The 24,924-nt window shown below is 41.7% G+C and carries 18 protein-coding genes; 9 read left to right on the top strand and 9 right to left on the bottom strand.

The genetic code is table 11. The annotated features are described in order from the left end of the window. The first annotated feature begins 129 nt into the window (after positions 1 to 129). The 5 genes from purH to ACXAFE_RS02265 all read left to right on the top strand — a co-directional run bounded on the left by purH (position 130) and on the right by ACXAFE_RS02265 (position 7,498). Positions 130 to 1,722, top strand: a complete 1,593-nt coding sequence (gene purH, locus ACXAFE_RS02285) for a bifunctional phosphoribosylaminoimidazolecarboxamide formyltransferase/IMP cyclohydrolase (RefSeq protein WP_475147981.1) — start codon at positions 130 to 132, stop codon at positions 1,720 to 1,722. A 100-nt stretch (positions 1,723 to 1,822) separates the two neighbouring features. Next, a complete protein-coding gene (locus ACXAFE_RS02280; RefSeq protein ID WP_475147978.1) occupies positions 1,823 to 2,641 on the top strand; it encodes a class I SAM-dependent methyltransferase in 819 nt (272 codons plus the stop codon). A gap of 13 nt (positions 2,642 to 2,654) precedes the next feature. Then, positions 2,655 to 3,944, top strand: coding sequence for a phosphoribosylamine--glycine ligase (gene purD, locus ACXAFE_RS02275; protein WP_475147973.1), 1,290 nt, complete (start codon positions 2,655 to 2,657; stop codon positions 3,942 to 3,944). Positions 3,945 to 4,103: 159 nt separating this feature from the next. Further along, positions 4,104 to 6,635, top strand: a complete 2,532-nt coding sequence (locus ACXAFE_RS02270) for an EAL domain-containing protein (RefSeq protein ID WP_475147970.1) — start codon at positions 4,104 to 4,106, stop codon at positions 6,633 to 6,635. Between the two features lie 50 nt (positions 6,636 to 6,685). After that, the gene (locus tag ACXAFE_RS02265) at positions 6,686 to 7,498 is read left to right on the top strand and encodes a DUF2797 domain-containing protein (protein WP_475153585.1); all 813 of its coding nucleotides are present in this window, start codon (positions 6,686 to 6,688) and stop codon (positions 7,496 to 7,498) included. On the opposite strand, the gene ACXAFE_RS02260 is transcribed toward ACXAFE_RS02265, so the two are convergent. From ACXAFE_RS02260 to ACXAFE_RS02235, 6 genes are all read right to left on the bottom strand, one after another. Then, positions 7,467 to 10,031: an EAL domain-containing protein gene (locus tag ACXAFE_RS02260; RefSeq protein ID WP_475147968.1), complete on the bottom strand. Its 2,565-nt coding sequence runs from the start codon at positions 10,029 to 10,031 to the stop codon at positions 7,467 to 7,469. The two genes, ACXAFE_RS02265 and ACXAFE_RS02260, sit on opposite strands and share 32 nt — an antisense overlap. A gap of 153 nt (positions 10,032 to 10,184) precedes the next feature. After that, a complete protein-coding gene (locus ACXAFE_RS02255) occupies positions 10,185 to 11,102 on the bottom strand; it encodes a histone deacetylase family protein (RefSeq protein WP_105170964.1) in 918 nt (305 codons plus the stop codon). A gap of 73 nt (positions 11,103 to 11,175) precedes the next feature. Beyond that, on the bottom strand, positions 11,176 to 12,735 hold the full coding sequence (locus ACXAFE_RS02250) for a serine hydrolase (protein WP_475147964.1): 1,560 nt from the start codon (positions 12,733 to 12,735) through the stop codon (positions 11,176 to 11,178). A gap of 7 nt (positions 12,736 to 12,742) precedes the next feature. Then, positions 12,743 to 13,234, bottom strand: coding sequence for a gamma-glutamylcyclotransferase family protein (locus tag ACXAFE_RS02245; protein ID WP_475147961.1), 492 nt, complete (start codon positions 13,232 to 13,234; stop codon positions 12,743 to 12,745). After that, positions 13,231 to 13,854 carry a LysE family transporter gene (locus ACXAFE_RS02240; RefSeq protein ID WP_475147957.1) on the bottom strand — a complete coding sequence of 208 codons (624 nt, stop codon included), beginning with the start codon at positions 13,852 to 13,854 and terminating at the stop codon, positions 13,231 to 13,233. The genes ACXAFE_RS02245 and ACXAFE_RS02240 overlap by 4 nt, the downstream gene beginning before the upstream one ends. After that, positions 13,851 to 14,654 carry a hypothetical protein gene (locus tag ACXAFE_RS02235; protein WP_475147954.1) on the bottom strand — a complete coding sequence of 268 codons (804 nt, stop codon included), beginning with the start codon at positions 14,652 to 14,654 and terminating at the stop codon, positions 13,851 to 13,853. Before ACXAFE_RS02235 ends, ACXAFE_RS02240 begins: the two co-directional genes overlap by 4 nt. 143 nt (positions 14,655 to 14,797) lie before the next feature. Here ACXAFE_RS02235 and ACXAFE_RS02230 point away from each other — a divergent pair, with 143 nt between their 5' ends. After that, positions 14,798 to 15,385, top strand: a complete 588-nt coding sequence (locus ACXAFE_RS02230; RefSeq protein WP_475147951.1) for a hypothetical protein — start codon at positions 14,798 to 14,800, stop codon at positions 15,383 to 15,385. 35 nt (positions 15,386 to 15,420) lie between these two features. On the opposite strand, the gene ACXAFE_RS02225 is transcribed toward ACXAFE_RS02230, so the two are convergent. Next, the gene (locus ACXAFE_RS02225; protein WP_475147948.1) at positions 15,421 to 17,490 is read right to left on the bottom strand and encodes a winged helix-turn-helix domain-containing protein; all 2,070 of its coding nucleotides are present in this window, start codon (positions 17,488 to 17,490) and stop codon (positions 15,421 to 15,423) included. Between the two features lie 396 nt (positions 17,491 to 17,886). On the opposite strand from ACXAFE_RS02225, the gene ACXAFE_RS02220 reads away from it, so the two are divergent. The 3 genes from ACXAFE_RS02220 to ACXAFE_RS02210 all read left to right on the top strand — a co-directional run bounded on the left by ACXAFE_RS02220 (position 17,887) and on the right by ACXAFE_RS02210 (position 23,597). After that, a complete protein-coding gene (locus ACXAFE_RS02220; RefSeq protein WP_475147945.1) occupies positions 17,887 to 20,907 on the top strand; it encodes a TonB-dependent receptor domain-containing protein in 3,021 nt (1,006 codons plus the stop codon). A gap of 122 nt (positions 20,908 to 21,029) precedes the next feature. Continuing rightward, positions 21,030 to 21,737, top strand: a complete 708-nt coding sequence (rsuA, locus tag ACXAFE_RS02215; protein WP_475153584.1) for a 16S rRNA pseudouridine(516) synthase RsuA — start codon at positions 21,030 to 21,032, stop codon at positions 21,735 to 21,737. A 231-nt stretch (positions 21,738 to 21,968) separates the two neighbouring features. Further along, entirely contained in the window at positions 21,969 to 23,597 is a 1,629-nt protein-coding gene (locus ACXAFE_RS02210) for a methyl-accepting chemotaxis protein (protein WP_475147943.1), read from the top strand. Between the two features lie 22 nt (positions 23,598 to 23,619). Here ACXAFE_RS02210 and yjjG read toward each other — a convergent pair whose 3' ends face one another. Together yjjG and yjjX are read right to left on the bottom strand one after the other, a co-directional pair. Next, positions 23,620 to 24,312, bottom strand: coding sequence for a pyrimidine 5'-nucleotidase (gene yjjG, locus ACXAFE_RS02205; protein ID WP_475147940.1), 693 nt, complete (start codon positions 24,310 to 24,312; stop codon positions 23,620 to 23,622). Positions 24,313 to 24,324: 12 nt separating this feature from the next. Continuing rightward, the gene (gene yjjX, locus ACXAFE_RS02200) at positions 24,325 to 24,867 is read right to left on the bottom strand and encodes an inosine/xanthosine triphosphatase (RefSeq protein ID WP_475147937.1); all 543 of its coding nucleotides are present in this window, start codon (positions 24,865 to 24,867) and stop codon (positions 24,325 to 24,327) included. Positions 24,868 to 24,924 lie beyond the last annotated feature (57 nt).

Here is a 24,924-nt window from a genome sequence, read left to right as displayed (position 1 = left end):
GCGCTACAGGTCTTGTTTATAAAAGCGACAAATGGTCGTCGAGTTATAAGCAAAAGTAAGTTAAAATATTCGTTTAAATTAAGTGTTTTCTCGCACTATCAATCAAATTTTGAGGTAATCAAAACTACCATGGATACATTACGTCCAATTCGTCGCGCTTTATTAAGCGTTTCAGACAAAACCGGTATTGTAGAATTTGCTCGCGCGCTTTCAGAGAAAGGCGTTGAACTTCTTTCAACTGGCGGCACATGTAAGCTACTTGCAGACAACGGCATCGCGGTAACAGAAGTTTCAGACCACACAGGTCACCCTGAGATCATGGATGGTCGTGTTAAAACATTACACCCAAAAATTCACGGCGGCATTTTAGCACGTCGCGGTACTGACGAAGGTGTAATGGAAGCAAATAATATTTCTGCAATCGACATGGTAGTTGTTAACCTTTACCCATTCGCACAAACCGTTGCAAAAGAAGGCTGTTCACTTGAAGACGCTATCGAAAACATCGATATCGGCGGCCCAACAATGGTACGCGCTGCGGCTAAAAACAATAAAGACGTAACTATTATTGTAAATGCCGGCGATTACGAGCGCGTTATCGCTGAAATGAATGCAAACAACGGTGCAACAACGTATGAAACACGTTTTGACCTAGCGATTGCTGCATTTGAGCATACTGCACAGTACGATGGCATGATCGCGAACTACTTCGGTACACAAGTACCTGATTACAGCGAAAATGCAGCGGAAACTGAAGAGTCTAAGTTCCCACGCACTATCAACTTCCAATTCACTAAAAAGCAAGATATGCGTTACGGTGAAAACTCGCACCAAGATGCTGCATTTTATGTTGAAAACGACATTGAAGAAGCATCAGTTGCCACGGCAAAACAGTTACAAGGCAAAGCCCTTTCGTACAATAACATTGCAGACACAGACGCAGCACTTGAATGTGTTAAAGAATTTGACGCGCCAGCATGTGTAATCGTTAAACACGCTAACCCGTGTGGTGTGTCAATTGGCGACAACCTGCTTGACGCATACGACCGTGCTTTCAAAACTGATCCAACGTCAGCGTTTGGTGGCATCATTGCATTCAACCGTGAACTCGATGCTGATACAGCTGAAGCAATCGTATCTCGACAATTTGTTGAAGTTATTATCGCACCAAGCGTATCAGATGCTGCGGCACAAATTGTGTCAGCAAAACAAAACGTACGTTTACTTGAGTGTGGCCAGTGGTCAAACAAAACAACGGGCGTTGATATCAAACGTGTTAACGGCGGTATCTTAGTACAAGACCGTGACCAAGGCATGGTTGATATGGGCGACCTACGCGTAGTATCTAAAAAACAGCCTACTGAGCAAGAATTAAAAGATTTAATGTTCTGCTGGAAAGTGGCTAAGTTTGTTAAATCAAATGCCATTGTATATGCAAAAGACGGCATGACAATTGGTGTAGGCGCAGGCCAAATGAGCCGCGTTTACTCAGCGAAAATTGCAGGCATTAAAGCTGCCGACGAAAACCTAGAAGTTGCAGGTTCTGTAATGGCATCTGACGCTTTCTTCCCATTCCGTGACGGTATCGACGCGGCTGCTGAAGCGGGTATTACTGCGGTAATTCAGCCAGGTGGTTCAATGCGCGATGAAGAAGTTATCGCTGCTGCGGATGAACACGGCATGGCAATGGTATTTACTGGCATGCGTCATTTCCGCCATTAATATTTACTTGCAAACTTATTAGTGCAAGCACTTTGCTCGCTTGCACTAAGCTGTTAATTTTACTTAATGTTGCTTAATAAAAATAAAAACTAGGAAGAAAATGAAATTCACAGTAAAAGCCTTAGTAACTGCCCTGTCGCTTACTTTAGCTGGATGTGCATCGACCGATATCGATACATTGCTTACCAAAACTGCGACTGCTGAAAATCGTTCAAACGACAATAAAGCGCGCGATCAATACCGTCACCCAAAAGAAACATTGGAATTTTTTGGCCTACAGCCAGAGATGACCGTTGTTGAAGTATGGCCTGGCGGCGGTTGGTATACTGAAATACTGGCACCAGTATTACAGCAAAATGGTCAATATTTCGCAGCTCATTTTCCTTCCGATTCAGAAGTGAAATACTACCAACGCTCGCTTAATCAATTCCAAGATAAATTAGCAAGCGATGATGTATATGAAAACGTTACACTTTCTGAGTTTTATCCTGGTACTCACCATAACATTGCGCCTGCCGAAAGCGCTGATATGGTACTGACCTTTCGCAATTTACATAACTGGTATATGCAAAAAGACATTGAAGGCATTAACGAAGCCTTTAAAGCATTTTACAGCGCATTAAAACCAGGCGGCATTCTTGGCGTTGTTGATCATCGCCTACCAGAAAACCGCGATAGCGCAAAAGCCAAGCGTTCTGGTTATGTAAAACAAAGCTGGGTTATTGAGTATGCCGAAAAAGCAGGGTTTGTTTTAGAAGCTGTAAGTGAAGTTAACGCCAATCCATTAGATACAGCCGATCACGAAAAAGGTGTTTGGACCTTACCACCACGCTTAGCCTTGGGCGAAAAAGATATCGCCAAGTACCAAGTTATTGGTGAAAGTGATCGTATGACATTAAAGTTTAGAAAACCTCAATAGGTAGGATAGTCCAATGAACGTATTAGTAATTGGTAGTGGTGGTCGCGAACACGCTCTTGCGTTTAAAGCGGCGCAGTCAGCGAAAGTAAGCACGGTATTTGTAGCACCAGGTAACGCAGGTACTGCGCTTGAACCTAAGCTTGAGAACATCGCAATTGGCGTTGAAGACATTGATGCACTTGTGGCATTTGCTAAAGAGAACAATGTTGAGCTGACCATTGTTGGTCCGGAAGCACCGCTTGTAATTGGTGTAGTTGATAAGTTCCGTGAAGAAGGTCTTGCGATCTTCGGCCCAACAGCCGCAGCTGCACAGCTTGAAGGTTCTAAGTCTTTCACTAAAGATTTCTTAGCACGCCATAAAATCCCAACAGCGGATTATCAAACGTTTGAACAAATCGAGCCAGCACTTGTTTACCTAAAAGAAAAAGGCGCGCCAATTGTTGTTAAAGCCGACGGCTTAGCAGCTGGTAAAGGCGTAATCGTTGCCATGACTGAGCAAGAAGCAGAAGATGCAATTCGCGATATGCTTGCAGGCAATGCGTTTGGCGATGCAGGTAGCCGCGTAGTAATTGAAGAATTCTTAGAAGGTGAAGAAGCATCATTTATCGTAATGGTAGATGGCGAAAACGTACTTCCGTTTGCTACCTCTCAAGATCATAAACGCGCATATAACGAAGATAAAGGCCCAAATACTGGCGGTATGGGTGCATATTCACCAGCACCAGTTGTTACCGCTGACATCCACCAGCGTATTATGGACGAAGTAATCTACCCTACTGTTAAAGGTATGAGTGATGAAGGCCACCCTTACACAGGTTTCTTATACGCAGGTTTAATGATTACTGCTGATGGCACACCTAAAGTAATTGAATATAACTGCCGTTTTGGCGATCCTGAAACACAACCAATTATGCTTCGCTTGCAGTCAGATTTAGTTGAGTTGATTGAAGCGGCCAACCGTGTTGAACTTGATAAAACTGACATTCAGTTTGATTCTCGCGCAGCTGTGGGTGTCGTACTAGCAGCTGCTGGTTACCCTGGTTCTTACCCGAAAGGTGATGCTATCTCTGGTTTACGTGTTGATTACGCAGAAGGCACAAAAGTATTCCACGCAGGCACTAAGCAAGATGGCGACAATGTCGTTACAGCAGGTGGTCGCGTATTATGCGCAACAGCACTTGGCAACACAGTAACTGAAGCGCAGCAAAACGCTTATAAACTGGTTGATGAAATTAACTGGCAAGGTGTTGAGTTCCGTACCGATATCGCTTATCGCGCTATTGCTCGCGAAAATAACAGCTAATAGCCACTATAAACCAGTTCAAAAAATCAACCTACGCTGAGTAGGTTGATTTTTTTTGTCTTAAACGCACACAGCAGCCATACTAAATTGGTATTATTCGCTACCTATTTATTAAAAATTCATCTAACCTTTAAAAACCCTTAAATATCAAGGAAGCCCATGAATCAGTTAAAGCCTATTTTTTTATTTATAGCATGTTTGCTATTTATGGCTTTATCCTTGGTAATAGGCTCATTGCTATTTAATATTGGCGATCCAACAACCAACTCAATTGAACGCACCCATGCGATTTATTTAAACTCATCATATTGGATTGATGAGCAAAGCAACGCCACGTTTGATGATGCTTTAAAACAAAAGTTTCAAAATTCAGAAATTGCCGATATTCCATGGCAATTTGGTACGCAAAGCTACTGGGTAAAAGTAGCCGTAACCAATCGTACCGATGCAACAGAGATCCTCACTGCACATTTTGACAACCCGATGCTTGACCAACTTGAGGTTTGGCAGCTTGATGAAAATAATCGGGTGATAAGTCATAAGCAACTGGGTGATACGGTTGCCAATTTAAATATTCACCAACAAGCTTTCCCACACCTTGAATTTTCCCTTGCTGCGAAAGGCAATACCAGCATCCTGGCGCGTATTAAAACCAGCGGAATTAGCAAAACGCCCATTTACATCTATCAAGTAGATAACTTTCAAAGCGTACGAAAGTTTAGCTATTTGATCTGGGGGTTATTTATCGGCGTTGCCGTGATGATTGCGCTGTATAACCTAATTCTGTTTATCAGTATTCGCGACAGTGTTTATCTCGCGTATATTGGCTATATCATTTCTACCTTGATGATGATGGGTTCTGTGTTAGGCTTTGGCTATTATATTTGGCCGACTTCCATGCAATACCTATTGCAAAAATACGTAGTAACCAGCAACTTTAGTGTGGCTATCTGCGCGTTGATTTTCGGCTCGTTATTTTTGCGCTATGCCACCATTAAAACAAAATTCAATACACTGATCCGTGGCACCTTAGTTATTTTATGTCTTGGTGCACTGGCCAGTTTAGTATTACCTGAATACCAAGCCGCACCGGTATTTTTTGTTTGCATGGTACCGCTTTATATCACTATCGTACTTATCGTGTTCAACCGCTTGCTTACCGACTTTGTGTGGGCTAAGTACTACTTCTTTTCTTGGTTACCACTAATAATTAGCGGTGCAATGCAACCTCTTGTTTTAGTAGGCGTGCTCGAACACACCTTCTTAACACGTCATGCATTCTTAATCGGCGTGCTACTTGAAGTACTGTTAATGGCAATGGCGTTAGCTGATAAGTTTTCACACCAACAGCGTGAAAGTTACTTTAAAGCCACTCACGATTCGAGCTCGCAGCTGCCTAATGAAACCCTATACAAATACAAAATCACCCAGTTGATTGAACAGCAACACAACTTTATTACCTGCTTTATTGAGCTGAAAAACTTTGGCCAATTTATTCCTTATATGGCCCCTAAAGCGAAGAAAGATTTAGTTAATCAGGTGTGTTCTTCGCTGCAACCCATTTTAAAAAATCAATCCAGTGTTTTAACCATTGAAGAGCAAGGGCTAAACACCGTAAAGCTCGCCTACTTACGTGACGGTGTATTCGCGCTACTACTCAACCATGGCACTAACCGAGAAGCGCTAAATAAACACTTACAGACGATTCAAGCGCATATCCCGTCATCGCTTATGATTGATGGTATTTTGCTTAATTTATCGAGCCATATTGTCACGTGTTCGAGTATTTATAGCAACCAACGTAGCGGTTTATTGCTACGTAAAACATGGCAAACGCTGTTTCAGGCGAAGCAGCAAGGCGTTGCACTATTGCATTATAAAAAAGAAAGCGGCACGGATATTGGGCAACAATTCAATCTTGCCTCAGAGTTACACAACGCCATCGAACAAAAACAGCTAACATTAAGTTTCACCCCGGTCTATCACGTAAAAAATAAAAAACTAGTGTCAGTAAGTTGTCAGTTTGCTTGGCCGCATGAAGAATTTGGCGAAATTAGCCAACAAGAAATTATAAAACTCGCGATTGATACAGGTTTAAATGTGCACCTTAATCGCTGGTTATTTTCAGAGCTGTTTGATGCGATATCAACATTAAAAGACAGCCATTTAAACTGTCAGTTGTCGCTTACTCTGTCACTCAGTCAACTAAACCATAGTGGCTTTGTCGGTTGGTTATCTGAAAAGGTAACGCATATTGATACTGAAGATATCATGATCTACACCCAACAACCGATCAACAGTGAAATGAGCCAGTTAAAAGAGACACTGCAAAAGCTCACTGATTTAGGCTTCAAATTCGGTTTAGACAATTTCCACGGTGACCTAGATCGCTTGTTCGAAGCGCCAGATTCAGGCTTTAGTGACGTCAGAATTGGCCACTTATTTACCAAAGGTAATATGCAAGGCCATAAGCTTACCTTATTACTTAGCGCAATGGTTGAAGTTGCCAAAGGGCTAGATCTAACCGTAACCGCCATCGATGTTGATAACCAAGAATTTGCCGATATTGTCAATCAGTGTCAATGCGACTTTATGCAAGGTGAGTTGCTTGCACCAACTATGAACTTTAGAGTTTTAAACTCATTTCTGCTGGCGCAACAATCTCGCATTGGTAATCTCAGCGAGCTTTGATACGATAGCCTTTTTTGCTTGATTAGGGGCTATAAATGCAAGCAACACCAATAACCGGCACTTTGCGTAAAATGCAAAGCAGTCTTACTTCGCCGATCAGTTACCAATTACCGGTGGGCGATCAAACCGTTGACTTAAACGCCTTAATTGGCAAGTCCATCACCCTGACTTACAGCGGTAATATCTTTTGTAGCAACTGCGGCAAAAAAACCAAGAAGAGTTATTCACAAGGCCATTGCTTTGTTTGTATGCGCAAGCTCGCTAGTTGCGATATGTGTATTATGAAGCCAGAAACCTGCCACTTCGACCAAGGCACCTGTCGCGAGCCAGAGTGGGGCGAAGAAAACTGCATGATCCCGCACTATGTGTATCTTGCAAATACGACCGCAATTAAAGTAGGTATTACGCGCCATACGCAAATCCCAACGCGTTGGATTGACCAAGGTGCAACTCAAGCTTTACCTATTTTTAAAGTGGCAACACGTCATCAATCAGGTTTATTAGAAGTTGCTTTAGCTGAGTTTATCGCCGATAAAACCAATTGGCGCAATATGCTTAAAGGGAATGGCGAAGTAATCGACTTAAAAAGCCAAGGCGCTGCGCTTATCGAGCAAATTAGGCCAAAGCTAACAGAGTTAAGCGAACTCTTTGGTGCAACGGCCATCACAGAACTAGACGAAGAGGTAGTTGAACTGGATTTCCCTATCTCAGAGTTCCCAAGCAAAATCAGCTCGTTTAATTTCGACAAGACCCCTGAAGTAACAGGTGTGTTAAAAGGCATTAAAGGCCAATACCTGATTTTCGATACTGGCGTGATTAATATTCGAAAGTTTACCTCATACGAAGTGACTGTGAGTTATTAGAACTCAAATCCATTTGCTGTTTTGCTGGGCGATGCGCCTCGCAAAACAGCTCAAATTGCTGTGCCGTAAGCGGTTTACTAAAGAAATACCCCTGAATTGCATGGCAATCTAGCTCTTGTAAAAAAGCCAGCTGATGGGCTTGTTCCACACCTTCTGCGACAAGGCTTAATTCTAAACTATGCGCCATTGCCACAATCGCTTTCACTATTTGGCTATTGCCGTATTCGTCTGGAACTTTGGCAATAAAACTGGCATCTATTTTTAACGTATCAATCGGTAAACGAGCTAAATAACTCAGCGCCGAATAACCTGTACCAAAGTCATCCAGCGATAAGCTCACACCAAGTTTTTTGAGTGCTTTAAGCACTTTTTTCGCGTCTTCTAACGAGCGAATAAAGCTACTTTCGGTTATTTCAATTTCAAGAAAACGCCCATCCACCTGCCAGATACTCAGAGCATTTTGCACTGTTTGTGCTAAATCACCTTGCGTAAAGTGAAGTGCCGATACGTTGACGGAAATACGTTTATCAAAAAGGCCATTTTTTTGCCAAATTTGAATTTGTTTACACGCAGCATTAATTACCCAAATATCAATATCCACAATTAAACCTAGCTCTTCCGCTAAAGGGATAAAGTTTGCAGGCGAGATAAACCCTAACTCGTTATCATGCCAACGCAATAGGGCTTCTGCGCCTACTACATGATGAGTAAAACTATCTATTTTAGGTTGGTAATAGAGACTGAATTCATTATTAATTAAGGCATGCTTTAGTTTGCTCTCAATTGCCATACGCTCTAATGAGCGCGCATTCATCGCTGGTTTATACAGTTGAAATGAGTTGCGACCAATTTCTTTTGAGCGATACATGGCAATATCAGCGTGCTTTAATAGCGTTTCTGCGTCTTCACCATCGTCGGGATACACCGCCCCACCAATAGAGGTAGTGATTACAATTTCCGTATTACCCACTTGAATTGGCGCTTTTAATGCTTCAATTAAGTTGGCTGCACAGCGATGGATGTTTTTCACCTCATCAATTTCAGTAAGTAATAAAGTGAACTCATCACCACCTAAGCGCGCCAGCGTATCGCCTTCATGCATGCAACTTTGTAAACGTTTTGCCACTTGTTTAAGTAATAAGTCACCAGCGCTGTGGCCTAATGTATCGTTTACTTGCTTAAAATGATCTAGATCGAGAAACATCACCGCTATTTTTGTGTCATCACGATGTGCCGTTGCCAACGCCATCTCTAAGCGGTCATTAAACAAGCGTCGGTTGGGTAAGTGAGTTAACTCATCAAAATAAGCGAGCGTTTTAATGCGTTTTTCATTGCGCTTTCGCTCGGTAATATCACTAAAAATTGCCGCGTATAGCGCCTCTTCTTCATCGCTTTCGCGAATGCAGATAATTGTTAGCCATTCTAAATAGGTTTCACCATTGCGCTTACGATTGTAAATCTCTCCTTGCCACACCCCTTTTTGCCTTAATTGCGCCCACATTTTATCGTAAAAGCTCTTATCATGACGGCCAGAGCTCAACATTGACGGTTTTTGGCCAAGTACTTCCTGCTCGCTGTAACCAGTAAGTTGGGTGAAAGCTGGATTGACTTGCAAAATGGTATTGTGCGAATCCGTAATCATAATGCCATCAGGCGATGCGTTGATGATTTGCTCGGCTAAGTACAAGTTCTTTTGTGACTTTTGCAACGCTCTGTCGCGTTGATGTAATACCGTTTCTAGCTCCTGCATATACGCAGATTCAATTTCGCTGAGAATATTACGAAGCGCTAATACCCCCAGTATTTTGCCATTGTCATCTTCTACAATTAGATGCCGTATTTGCTTTAGCTTGAGAATTTGATAAGCCTTATAAAGGCTTGTTTGATAATGTACCGTTAAAAGAGGCCAGCTCGCGTAATGCCAAGCTTGCTGGTCAACTTGTTGACGGCTAAGCATAGTAAGCAAATCGCGCTCAGTAATAATGCCGGTTTGACCTACCGCAGGATTATCCAGTAAAACAAAGTTAGAATGACGCTGACGCATAATTTCGCTAATCTGGGCAATTGGTAAATCACTCTTCGCAATAGGTACTTCTGATACGTAGCTGCTTTCTATGGTTTTAAAGTGAAGATAATGCTCAAGACCCTGACTGCGCACAACATCACTTAAACTAATAACACCTACAGGTTCACTTCCCCCGTCTTTCATCACTAATAAATGGCGAAAACCATAACTATGGAACAGAACAGTTACTTCAGATAACTGAGTTAGATGATCAACCGTTTTAACTGGCGATGTCATATGCGCTTTAACTGGCTGATGAAAAATGCTTGGATCCGAAAAATCAACTTTAGCGCAATCCCCTTCGGTCCACACCCCAATGATCTTGCCATCGTGTTTAACAAAAATAGAGCTTACATTATCGTTTCGCATGCGGCATGCACAATCGGCGAGACTTTGCTCGGGGTCGCATACCAGGAGCTCAGTTGACATAACATCTTCAACACGCAGCTTTTTGCTTGATTGGGGCATAGTAGAAACCAATTAAACTTTGTCAGGTAATGGGATTCTACGTGGATTTACTGAAATTAATTTTGATACAGAACAAGTAACGCCAATTTTATAAATTATACAGCGATTGCGTAATAGAAGTGTGTACCTAACTAGGGACTATAAGTTGAGAAATTAGAGTTCAGCCAACGCCTTAACATGCGTGGCAACAGAACGCCCAAGTGCTGAATTATTGTAGCCGCCTTCCAACATCGAAATAATCCCTTTGCAGTTTACTTGCTTACATAACGATACCACTTGTTCGGTAAACCAAGCGTAGTCACTTTCAACAAGCTGCAAGCCGCCCATATCATCTTCGTAATGGGCATCAAACCCTGCGCTGATAAAAATAAGCTCAGGCTCAAACTGCTTTAACTTTGGAAACCACGTATGCAAAAGTGCACGTTCAAAATCATCCCCCGCCATACCGGCAGTCATGGGGGTATTAATCACATGCTCATTACTGTCAATTGCGGTATTAGGGTAAAATGGGTGCTGGAAAATAGAACAAAACAACACATCCATATCGTCGATAAAAATATCTTGAGTGCCATTGCCGTGGTGTACATCAATATCTAGTATCGCAATGCGCTTAATACCCTGTTGCTGAGCATAACGTACCGCAACCGCAACATTATTGAAGATGCAAAAGCCTGAAGAGGTTGTTTTTGTCGCATGATGACCAGGTGGTCTTACCGCACAAAATGCCGCATCTAACTCACCTGCTAAAATCTTATCAACTGCTAACAAACCAGAGCCCGCAGCTCGTTTTGCCGCAAGTAAACTGTCAGGGCAGAGCCAAGTATCACCATCAAGATCAACCAACCCTTGCTCTGGAATTTTATCTTCAACAGATTTAATCAAGCTTTCACTGTGTGCCATTAATAATTGTTGACGCTCAACCAGTGGTGCATCTAAGTGCGTTAAAGCGATATCTATACCAGCAGCTAAAATACGGTCATTGATTGCATCAAGGCGTGAAGCACACTCTGGGTGGTCTTCAATCATCTTATGCTTTCGACAGTCTGTATGTGAAATTATCGCGGTGCGCATGCTGGTCTCCAAACCTTATGTCGCGGCTCAGTGTAGCAAAGTCAGGTTATCCCGACTTTGCTACTTTGGTCGGTTAAGACTTATCGCTTTTGACTGGCGTAAGGTGCAGATTATGAAAATCAAAACTGAAGTCAGTTACGCTTGGTGCAACAGCACGCATTTTTGCGCTACGCACTTGATTTGTTGGGCTCATTTCAAACTCAATAAATGCATCAGCTTCAAGTAATTTTTCCTGCCAACGTATAATAAAGGTATTACCGTTAAAGTGTTCTAGCGTACCTTTTAAACGTGCTGAATGGGTAAAGTCGATTGTCAGCTTGCCATTTTGCTCTGCAATCACAATATCGCCATACCAATTATCGTTGTACCTTGTGGCATACACTGACAATGGCAAGACTTTTTGAATCTGCTTTGGCTGTTCTACTTCCGCTTTTTCGTACGCTTTCTTTTTACGTTCAAAATGCTTTTTAGCAAGATCTTCAACCCAGTCTTTATTTGGTAAATCGAGCGCATCTTCTAGTACTTCGTGAGTAATTGCACTTAAGGCACTAAACGCTTGTTGGTTCGACAACACAACAATACCTAATTGCTTCTCTGGTACTAACGTCACTTGTGACACCATACCTAAAATACCGCCGCCATGGCCGACTTTTTTATAGCCTTGATAGTCTTCAATTGACCAACCTAAGCCGTAACCACGAAATTGTTGACGATAATCATTAAACGCATTTTTTGATGCCATGCTCGTAATATGCGGATGCCACATTTGTGCTTGCTGTTTTTCAGTAAAAAGCACATTACCAGATGGCATTTCACCACCCGCTAATTGTGTTTTTAGCCAATTAGCCATTTCATCAACATTTGATGCAATCGCCCCTGCCCCTCTAAAATCTTCAAGGTAATTAACAAAAAATGGGTGTAGCTTTCCGTCCATCGGAATATGACCGGTTGCCCAATTTTTATTAGATTTTGGAATACGTGAAAAGCCCGCTTTTGAAAGCGGCATACCAAGCGGGGCTAGCATTTCTTGCTCAATAAATTCTTGCCACGATTTTCCCGATACACGTGCGACAACTTCACCCGCAGTTACAAACATTAAGTTGTTATAGGTATACTTACTGCGAAAGCTTGACACTGGCTTTAAATAGCGAATGCCATGAATTACATCTTCCACGGGTTTGTCGGTATCAGGCCAAATGGTTAAATCACCCGCTCCTAAACCTAGTCCGGCACGATGACTTAACAAATCGCGAATAGTCACTTCACGTGTTGCATATGGGTCGTACATACGAAATTCAGGTAGGTGATCAATTACTTTGTCATCCCAGTTTAATTTCCCTTGATCAACAAGCATTGCAAGTGCTGCAGCGGTAAATGCTTTGGTATTTGACGCTATACCAAACAACGTATGCTTATTTACTTTTTCACCTGACGCTAGGTGTCTAACACCAAACCCTTTAGAAAATACCACTTCACCATTTTCTACAACAGCAACCGCCATACCCGGTACATCAAAGCGCGTCATTGACTGCGTAATGGTCTGTTCAAGTTGCTTACTATCAATTGTTGCATACACCTGACTCGACGCGATTACGCTAAGAGCTAGGGTTAATTTACTCACTAATTTTTTCATAATGTTCTTATTTATATATTGAAAATTCACGTTCTGCGCGCGCTAAATCGGTATCTGTTTGTGTTGCTTGCGCGCGAATATTGTCGATGTATTGCTGCGGTAGTTTTGCCTCTAAGGCTCCGGTTAATACATGTTTTAAATACCAGTCATACGGTAAATGTTGCTGGCACAGCGTATTGGCAACATAGCAGTATGCATTAAATTGCTTACCACATTCATTGGTTACAACGATTTGCTGGTTGTCGTAACGCGGCCCTTCTATTTCATCAAGAATCGCTTTTTCATCACTGTTAATTTGATACAGCACACCGTATAACACATCATCGTGATTATCGGTTTTCAGCGCATTACATTTACCCGAGCCGTCAAACCCTTGCTTATCAAATGTTAAGGTAAACCCTGTTACAGTAGATACACCAATACGGGTAGCGTTAGGCAGCCTTGCTAATAGTCGGTTCAGCGACATATTTGAACCATACGCTAGGTTGTAATAAATCATACCCACACCACTCTAATTGCTAACCCAATTAACACCACACCGATGCCGCGATCAAACCAATGTCCGGCACGCAAGAAAAACGCACGTACCTTTGAACGACTCAAAACGACAGATAAAAAGCTAAACCACACTAAAGTTGCAACAGCCATATATAATCCATAGCCCACTTGCACTGTAATCGGTGTTTCGACACTAATAACCAAGGTAAATAAACTTAAGAAAAACAAGGTTGCTTTAGGGTTAAGTGCATTAACTAAAAAGCCACGACTAAACGCTTTAACCATGGATTCGGCCTGTGTATTACTTGGTACCTGCTGCGCTTGCTGATCTGCAGGCTTCGCTCGCAACGCCATGACACCAATATACGCTAAGTACGCCGCCGCCAAATATTTAAGTGCTGCAAACACGGTAGGTGATTGCGAAATCACAATCGCCACACCGAGCACACAATAACTTACATGTACTAAAATCCCTGTTGCGATGCCCGCACTTGTTACAAGCGCATTGTTTCGCCCCTTTTGAATGCTCTGCTTGAGCACTAGCGCAAAATCAGGGCCTGGACTTGCGACTGCAAAAAAGTGACTAATTGCAATTAATAAAAATTCGTCGAGATAGTTCACTTAACCTCCGTTAATGCGATCAGAATTGGATTTGCCGATTGCTCTATGGTGTTCTCTAATTGTTTATTTGCACGCTTTAACATGGTACGAAGATGCGGTTTCAAGTGCGATGAAATATGCGATAACGGTAATTTTTTGGCCTTTAACAACAAAGCCAAAATGTAAATTAGCTCAGATTCATTCAAGGTCGCACTGCGATTGGCGTATGGGTTGTAACACGAACCACAGCCACCGCGAAATTGATACGCCGTATTTGCCATCATCACACCAAAGCCCATAAAGCACGACAACAAATCAACGGCTTGTGGCACAAATTCCTGACCGCCTGGTGGCAAGCTTCGATTTTGCAACACATTGATATGCGCTAACGATTGTGAAAAAGACGCGATTAAGTCTTGCGGCTGATTTATTTGATTGGGATTGAAAGATATATTTAATGAACCGCTCGCAGCGATCAACTCTGCGCTTTCACCGCGTTTAACATTGGCAAATTCTAAACGTGGAAAACTCTGTTCTGATATTTGATGTGGCGCCACCAGCTGAATGGGCCAAGCCTGCATACCAGCATACTGTTTTACCTGAGTAAACACATAGCTGGCCATTTGCTCAATACTACTGACCTGCTCGGGGAAAAACTCAGCATTTGGTAAAACAAAACGCATATCGTTTAACAGCACATCACCATCAAATTCTTGATATACCCATAAAAATGTATCCAAGATCCATGCTTCGCTTTGCTGATCCACCACAGGTTGGGTTTTGATAATATTGAGTAGTGTATTTTTGAATCCAGAAATCATAGCGTACAACGTTTAAAAACCTAGTTATTCATATTAATCCAGCCTCACCGCGAAAATAAACCTTTTACGACAAACAGGCTGAAATTTTATTCAAAAGCGTATACTCTTCATTACGTTGAGTATTTTTAGGAATAGGAAATCAGATGCGCGCTAAGCTTTCACTCGCAACTATTTTGCTCACTTTGAGTTTTTCGAGCACCGCCGACATTGCCATAGCGGGTTACTATGGACAATCGTTAAACCAAGAATTAGAAACCGAAAACGGCACAAAAATAGACATTAAAGACGATGCTAACTTTGGCTTTAGCCTTGATAAACATGATGGTATTTCTAAATACGGTTTGTATTACTCGCGCATGTCGAGTAGTCAGCGAAATGCAGCTAACTATGAGCTAGACCTAAATTATTTATTATTTCAAAGCGCAGTTGTTTTACCTGTTAATAAACAGCTTTCAAGCTATCTTGGTGCGCAAGTAGGTGTTAATCATATTTCATCTAACTTTTCCGATTCAGATAGTTTTTTTGCCACCGGTTTATACGGTGGCTTAGAGTATAAAATTACCGACAATATCATTGCATTAGGTGAAGCCCGTTGGTTAGCCACTATTTTAAAAAATGATTCAACCACCGTATGCCAAATCGACCCTAACGGCACGCAATGTGATTGGTATTTTGATGGTGAGGTGCTAAACCAATTCCAGTTTAATTTAGGCGTGATGTATCGCTTCTAAAAATATACAAAAAAGGGGCTTAGGCCCCTTTTCTTTTACTCATAGTCTTTGCGCATTCGTTTAATATCGACTTGCGGCGATTCATAACCCGTAAACAACAACCACTGTTTGCTTGGCACAAAACTCATACCGCGCGAGCGCGAGAATGCACGTTCAGGCACACGCAATACGTCTTTATCTTGATTATTAGCAAAATCATAAAAACTCAAACGATAGTCATGGCCACGTACTTTAAAGTAATAAATCCCTCGTTCAGTAACGTGCCAACCTGTGCTATTTGCCAACTTTAAATTCTTAATTAATGGCTGTTCGTCAATTAACTCGCCATTAATTGATACCTGCCAAAGTCCTTTACCTTCTTTATAAACAATCAACTGATTTTCTTTTACTTCTATTGCATGCGCCCCACGAGTAATTCGTGTCGTAATACCAGACTCAATTTCAATGCGATAGATGTCTCCAACCGATGCCGAATACAGCGCACGACCATCTTGCGACCAACGTGCTTTACCATAATAATTAAGCTCTGTTTTAATTTGCTTTAGCTGACTGGTTAGCGCATCAAGTACATACAACCGGCTTTCTTGACCATTATTTGCGGTAAATGCTATTTGTTTACCATCGGGCGACCAAATAGGGTTACGAGCATGAAATTTTAACTGAGTTAACTGCTTGCGCCGGGTACCATCAAGACTTGATGTCCACACTTCATCAAAACCCGACTCATTAGAAATAAACGTTAACTTGTCTGCAGCCTGAGAGTAATCGGGATAACGAAAATTAAATTCAGATTGAATTAGCGGAAATGGAGAGGCAGCCACATCACTATCAAGCTCCAAGCGCATAATTGAGGTGTCTATTTTCCAATCGTGATAATACAGGTTACCTGCTCTATCAAATGCCGGATAGCTAAACCCTTCAACATTTAAATTGGTTTGGTGTTTATTATTTAAGTCCAACTCAAAGCCATGGCGGTTGCCATGCTTTATGGCTGAAAATACAATTTTTTCAGCATCAGGTTGCCATGCTAAACCACGAATATCAGGCATCCCGGTCACTACTCGCTGCTCTGTTTTACTCTGTATATCGTAAATAAAAATATCTTCGTTACCATTTGCCAAATTACGTGAAATAGCTAATCGTTTACTATCGGGGCTAAAATCAATTGCTTCGCTTTCCCCCGGTTCACAATTGTTACAACGAATACGTCTTGCGGGCTCATTTAAATCAAGCTGTTTAATATAAACACCACGCGTGGTGTTTTCAGGATCAACCCCCACATAAGCGAGCAATTTACCATCTGGCGATACCGCCACATCATTCGATGAATTTGAACATTCACCATGTTTTTCAATGGCAAAATCATTCATATTTACGCTTAATACTTCGCAACGTGAACTTAGTCTTCGATAATAATAGAGTTTTGAATCATCATGAGCCCATACAGAACGAGATTCACTGCCGGGGGTATGTGTTATTTTTGTGTGTTTAAGATCTGGCTGTTGTAGATCTTTACGATACAGATCTATTTTTCGGTCCATTTGTCGCCAAGAATAAACCAAGTAACGGCCATCATTTGATACGCTTGGAAATAGCTCTCGCCCGGGATACTGAGTTATCAACTCAGGTTGTTGATAGACTTTTTGTTGTGGCTCTGGCCAAAGTAGCCACGCAAAAACGATACTCAGTACAAAACCAAAAAATAAGCCTAGCTGCTTAATATTGCGAGAAGATATTTGCAGAAAAACAGTATCTTGCTGCTCAGCAAATACTGGCGCTACTAGCAGTCGATAACCTGACTTTCGCACTGTTTCAATAAACTCTTGTTCGCTATCGAGTTCTTTCAAAGCTTTTCGCAGGTGCCAAATCGCATTGGTAAGCGCTTTTTCGCCAACATAATTATTACCATCCCACACATGATCAATAATTTGCTGACGCGTCAATAGCTCAGGCTGTTGCTCTGTCAAATAACAAAGTAACTCTATAAACTTTGGTTGCAATGAAATGGTTCGTTCATCACGCACTAAAGTGTGTTCTAACGGGTTAACTTCTACCCGACCTAAAAAATATGGCGCAGCGCTATTCATTATCGATTTAATCTTCATTTTTATGCGTTCAAGCTTACCTAAAAACATGGTTTAGTTGCAAAATTATTGCGTCTAACTGCATATTTCATGTCTGTTTCCAAATCAATTACACACCTCAAAAACAAAACTAAATATCTGTTATAAATAGAAAATATTAAAATAGATATTAAATAGACATTAAAAAGTGGAAGAATAGAGAGCCTGAGTATTGAGCTCAGATAACCACTGCTTTAAAACCATGATAGGCCTCCTTGGCTCACTCAAATCATTTATGTAGCGCAAATGCTTTGAGCTGACTAGTAACAGCAGTATCACAGTTAACAGCAACGATGTGCTGTTACTAGTCAAATTTTACAATAACTAAAATGATTGCTCTGGCAAACAGGGCGAACAAATCCTCAAGGGGAAATCAACGTGGGAATTAATACTAAAAAATGCTCAATTGCAGCAGCAATTGCATTTGCTATTTCTGGCAATGCATGGGCTGATGCAGAGGTCGAGCGTCAAGCTGTTGCACAATCAAATAACGTGCCACAACAAACCAGCGAAAAAGACGCACCAGAAAAAATTACCGTTACTGGTTCACGTATTAAACGTGATAGTTTTTCAGTTGCAACACCATTGGTAACAATGGATAAAGCAGCTATTGAAGACACAGGTCTTGGTAGCTTAGCTGAAATTCTTGTTGAGAATATGCCAGCGATTAACGCCACATTAAGTAATACTACGACTCAATCAAGCGTAACAGGAACAGGTTTATCAACCATTGACTTACGTGATCTAGGTACCGACCGTACACTAACATTGATTGATGGACGCCGAGTAGTTTCAAATAGTTACAATGGTAACTACGTTAGTTTAAGCACCATACCAAGTAGTATGGTTGAGCGAGTCGAAGTAATTACTGGTGGCGCCTCAGCAACATATGGTTCGGATGCTATCGCAGGTGTTGTTAACATCATTACCGAAAAAGACAAAGTTGGGACCTCATTTTCTGTAAAATCAGGTCAATCTACTGACGGTGGCGCAGAAGAATTATCATTCGACTTCGACCACGGCAGCACATTCGCCAATGAAAAAGGTTACGTATTCTTTAGTTCATCTTACGACCGTGATTTTGGTTTATCGTTCTATGACCGTAAACGTGCACAAGTAGAAGATTCATATTTATACGATTTCGATGAAATGTGTAATACCATGTTAACTGCCGATGGTCGTCAATGTATGCGCGATATTACGCAAGCTGATTGGGTGAGCAAAAGCGATGGTACATTAGGTGGCGTGTTCTTAGAAAATAGCCGCAACGACAAACAGTTTTGGTATGACGGTCAAACATTACGTGATGACTGGAAAGGCAATGAAGAAATTTATGGTTTAAATACACAACAATACGTTCAACTAAAAGTGCCACAAGATAACTTATCGGCGGCAGTGAAAGTTGATTTTGAACTAACCGATGAAACAAAAGCCTACGCACAAGTTCATTACAGCCGCAGCGAAACATTCAATCTAAAATCACCAGAAGATGATTACGAAGGCGCCGCCGTTTCAGTATTAGATCCTGAAACAGGTGACCCTGCAGGTTTTGTGCGCCCAGGTTATATTCCAATTGATAACCCTTATGTACCGCAAGAAATTCTTGATAGTAACCCTTACCGAGACCGTATCTATTGGGACCGTCGCTTTGCTGAAGTTGGCCCTGTATCAACCGATAATACCCGTGAAACTATCCGTACTTGGGCTGGTTTACAAGGCTATGCGTTTAATGGCGAATGGGAATGGGATATTTCGGTAGGTTACGGTAAATTCCACCAAAACCAAGTGCGATTAAATGAACTTGATATCTTCAAAGTAAAAGAAGCGCTAAATGCAGAGCAACTTGCTGACGGCACAATTCAATGTAAAAACCCAGACGCACGCGCTGATGGATGTGTTGCACTGAATCTATTTGGTGAAGGTTCAATTACTCCAGAAATGGCAGACTACATTCGCGTAAATCCAACGCTTGATAACTACAACGAGCAAATGAACGCTATGGGTTATATCACAGGTGATTTATTTGAGTTACCTGCTGGTGCAGTTTCTGCAGTATTTGGTGCTGAATATAGAAAAGACACCCAAGAAATGAAAACTGACGCAACAATGAAGCGCGGCGGTATCACTTGGAACGTTGTACCTGCGTTTAAAGGCAGTGTTGATGTGCGAGAAGCATTTGCAGAATTCTCTGTACCGCTTTTACGTGACCAATTTGCAGCTAAAAACCTATCTGCTGATGTATCAGCTCGTTTTGCTGATTACAACTGGTCAAATACAGGGTTAGTACAAAGTTATAAAGTTGGCTTAATCTATGAGCCGTTCGATGGTTATATGTTACGTGCAAATTGGGCAACAGCTCAACGCGCTCCGTCAATTACTGAATTGCTTTCACCTGAACGTGGTGACTATGACTCGTTTGACGATATCTGTGAGGGATTAACAGCAACATCAACTGCACCAGGTCACGATGCATGTCGTCAAGAACCTACTATTGCAGCACAGTTAGCTGAAAACCCTGATTTTGAATTTGAAGATGAAAATAGTGGTTATTCACCAAACGTGGGTAACGACCAATTAAAAGAAGAAAGTGCGACAACCATTACTTATGGTTTAACACTGAGCCCTGAGTTTTTAGGTGGCGTTCGCTTAGCTGTTGATTACTACGACATTACCGTTGAAGACGTAATTTCAGTATTAAGTAATGAGCGCATTCTAGAGCTTTGCTACGACTCAAGCATTCCTTGGGGTGGCGACAACACCTATTGTAACGATGTAAGTCGAGACTCTGAGGGTCAAATTCAGAAAATAGTACAGCGTGAATATAACCTCAATGAGTTAACTTCTCGCGGTGTTGATTTCTCAGCAGCTTATAAGTTTGATTTGAATGATTTCGGCTCACTATCATTTAAAGCAGATTACACTCAAGTTATTGAAAATGCTTTAACTAATGAAACATCAGCGGGTATTGTAACTGACCATTATGCCGGTTACGGTTCACCAGACAAAAAAGGCTCAGCATCACTAACTTGGCGCTACAATGACTTACGTATTCGTTGGAGTACAAAGTACCTTGGCGAGTTCAAAATGAGCCAGTCTCTCGAAGAGGATTACCAAGAAGCGTTACTAGAAAACACAGAGGCATGCGCAAACCAAGCTGACTCATGTATTTCTAACCCTGAAGCACTCGCTTTCCAAGATTATGGTTCGTACGTTCGTCACGATCTATCAGTATCATATAAGTTGGATTTAGGTGGTTCAGAAGTACGTGTATACGGCGGTGTAAATAACTTAGCGAATAACTATGGCCGCTTTACACCAGGCGGACGTGGTAACTACTACAGCCAATACGGTGGTGGTCGCGGTCGCTACGTTTATTTAGGTGCACAATACAGCTTCTAATTTAACATTTCCCAATGTTTGTTGCTTAAAAGCCAGTAAAGCTAAGCTTTACTGGCTTTTTTTATATCTCTGCGTATACTCCCGCTATTATTTTTGGTTCCGTAATAAGCACTGCCATGACGATTAAATTTCCTTGCCGCCTTGATAAATTTTTAAGCCATTTTGCTGAAGTACCGCGCTCAAAAGCAAAAATTGGCATTAAAAGAAAACACGCAACAATTAATGGCGAGGTGATAATCAAAGCCGATAAACAAGTAACCCGCGATGACGCTGTTACTTGGTATGGTGAAGAGATCACCGCTGTAGGTGAGCGCTATTACATGCTAAATAAACCCGAAGACTTTATTTGCGCCAATAGCGATGAAATGCATCAAACCGTATTTGATCTACTTGATGAACCTATGATGGATAAACTCCATGTTGCAGGGCGACTCGATATCGATACGACAGGGCTTGTGTTAATTACATCAGACGGCGATTGGAGCCACAAAATCACTTCACCGCGCCATCAAAAATACAAAGTGTATTTAATTGAAACAGAACAGCCAATTACAGACGAAATGTGCGAGCAACTAACTGATGGCGTGATGTTGCATGGTGAAAAAAGTGCAACAAAGCCAGCTATCGTTGAAAAAATCGCTGATTATTCTATGCGCCTTTCAATTTATGAAGGTAAATATCACCAAGTTAAACGCATGCTAGCTGCTGTTGATAACCGTGTAGTAGCGCTTCATCGTGAAAAAATTGGCACTGTGGCGCTTGATCCAAACTTAGCCCCCGGTGAATACCGCCCACTAACTCAGCACGAAGTTGAAACAATTGCCAGTTAGTAACACTACTTTGGGAACATGAAATTTAACCAACGATTAACGCTTGATTAAACATTAATGAGCAGTTAGTGTTTAATCAAACGGTATCTAAGAATTGACTAAATAAAAATTAAACTTCAACAAAATTAATCAATTCCTCTCTCACTTTGCATACCACAACAGGATGGCGCTAGCAGCTTAGCAACAGCGCTATGATGTACCACTTATAAAGGTAGATGTGAGGAAACGCCTATGAATTCACTAACCTTAAAGAATAAAATAGTCATTTTTACGGTTGTTTTATTTCTCTCGCTAATTTCACTTGCAGGGCTTGGTTTAAAAGCCTTACGACAAGCCAGTGAAATGGACAATATTGCCCGTATTAACCAACTGATGAAAAGTACAGTTAATATCGTCAACCAATTTGAACTTGCTAGCAAAAATGGTTCGCTCAACGAAGAGCAAGCAAAGCAACTCGCCACACAAATGCTCAGAGAAAACAAATACCACGACTCTGAATACGTTTATGTGGTAGATAAACAACTCAATTTCGTAGCCACGCCTCACGACCCTCAACTACATGGTACAAGCTTCAACGACTTTAAAGATGCCAGTGGTGGCAGTATTGGCGCTATGGTGGAACGTTTAGTTGGCAATAAAACCGGACAAATCATTACCTATCATTGGGATTCTGAGCGCGAAGGCGAAGTGGTCGATTTAACGTCTGTAGTACAAAAAACAAAAGATTGGGGCTGGTACATAGGTACGGGCATTAGCTACAAAGAAGTAGACGAGCGATACTGGCAAACGGCAAGTTGGCTACTTACACTGTCAATTTTCATAGCCGTTGTGCTATCAGTCGTACTTGCCAAATTTGGCCTAAATTTAAATAAATCCTTGGGTGGTGAAATTAACCATGTTCAATCCGCCGTAATGAGCGCTTCTCGCGGTAACTTAAAAACCACCCATGCATTTCAAAGCGCAGATGAAAACAGTGTTGCCGGCGCAATTAACTATATGCAACTCGGTTTGCAAGAAGTGGTTGGTGGTATCAAAAATGTATCTGATGCGCTGCAAGATGAAGTACGCGCTTCTGAAACACGTTCGCAAGAACTCGATCAGCTCACTAATTCACTGAGTAAAGAAACCCATGTGGTTGCCTCTGCAATTACCGAACTAACCGCATCAGCCGCAACGGTCGCCGACCACGCTGAGCAAGCTGCGTATTCAGTAAAAGAAGCTGAAGAACAAGGCAAAAGCGCGAATATTCTTACTAAAGAAGCGGCCAAAACAATTGAGCTGCTCGAAAAGCAAATTGAAAATGCAGGCGATAATATTCAAACCTTAGATGACGAAGTAAATAATATCGAAAGCGTGTTAAGCGTTATCCAAGGCATTGCCGAGCAAACCAACTTGCTTGCCCTTAATGCCGCAATTGAGGCAGCCCGTGCAGGCGACCAAGGACGCGGTTTTGCGGTTGTTGCCGACGAAGTACGTCAGCTAGCCCAGCGTACTCAGGCCAGCACCGAAGAAATTCAACACATGATTGCTAAACTACAATCGGCAACCAAAGATGCCAAATCATCAGTAACGCAAAGTATTAGCACCAGCGAAGAAACCGTTACCAAATCGCAAAAAGCCGCCGAAGAACTTACGCGTATTGCCGAGTCGCTCTCGGCGATTACGGAAATGAGCCATCAGATCTCTGTTGCAGCAAAAGAGCAGCTGCAAGCAGGTGAAGATACAGCGCAGCGAGTAGTGCATATTTCTGATACCGCTGAAAATACCGCGCGCGTTTCTCTCGATGCGCATAAAGCCACAGATCAAATTAAATCATTTACTAAAAATCTGGAAAAAGAAATCGCCAAATTTGAAGTATGACGTTAATTCAAAGCCGAAAGCACTAATTGCTTTCGGCTTGTAATGAGGTAATCAGATTATACAAACCCGTTAAGCAGTTCACTTGATAGGTAGCACCTACCGTATCTAATTCTTTATCACCTGCATGATTAATCCAGCAAGTATCAAGGCCTGCATTTTTACCACCTAAAATATCTGAACTCAACGTATCACCAACCATTAATACGTTTGATTTATCTGGATTGCCAAACAGCTGCAGCGCATGGTCGAAAATTGCGATATTCGGTTTTGCCACACCCACTTGCTCAGAAATAATCACATGCTCAAAAAAGTGGGTTAAATCAGTGCGAGCTAGACGCACCTGCTGCAGTGCGGTAAAGCCGTTCGTGATAATCGCAAGCTTTGCTTTACCATGCAGTAACTCAAGTAATTTACGCGCACCCGGCAAACACTGACAAATATCAGCCATGGCTGCAATAAATTGTTGATTAAGTAATTCAGGTGCCACATCTAACGTTTCACCCCAACGTGTAAAACGCTTTATTTGTAATTCTTTAGCGGTAATTGTGCCATTTTGATAATCCACCCAAAGCGGCTTATTAACGGCTTGAAACGCATCAAAATCAGATTTTTCAAATACGATATCGTAGTTTGAAAATAGCTGCTTTAAACCTGAAAATGCATCAAAATGAAACAAGGTTTCATCGGCATCAAAAACGATCCATTGGTACTTCATTAATTATCCATTTTACAAATTAAACAGTTGTTGATTAACAAATGGTGCAAGCGCGGTAGTAATGGCCATGGTATAAACGCTCTCTCGGGTGACTAAGTTATTTGTTAATAACGCCATTGCCCCGCCCTTTTGTTTAATATTCTCAGTGTCAAATAACCTATCCATTACATGACCCAGCTCTTCACCGTCGCAAAGCGCACGATAAACCACGTTTGGCATAGGTAAATTGCTACTGCGGCCAACCTGAGCTTGTTGTTTGTTATCAATCACAATGTAAGCAAAAGTCGCAGGACCATAACTAAAGTTATCTACACCGCCTTCTATCGCAACATACCAATCCGCCTGAAAATGCGCTTTTGTGTAAGCAACTCGGTTTTTTGCACCTAGCAAGGTTTCTTCTGCGGTCATTGGTTGGTCTGCCACCTCGGATGGTGCAAATACACCTTCACAGGTAAATTCAATGTTTGGAAACATGGCAGAAAATGCATTGCTTACTGCATTTATTTTTACGGGATTAGTCGACCCAACAATAATTTTTTGGCTTTCTTTACTCATTTCTTACAATTCTTTGTCAATTAAAAGTCGCCTATCGCTTTCTAAATGCGCTGCGAG

Source organism: Pseudoalteromonas sp. ABV4_021 (assembly GCF_056159365.1).
The sequence above is the reverse complement of the archived record's forward strand: the minus strand, read 5'-3'. Positions and strand labels throughout refer to the sequence as shown.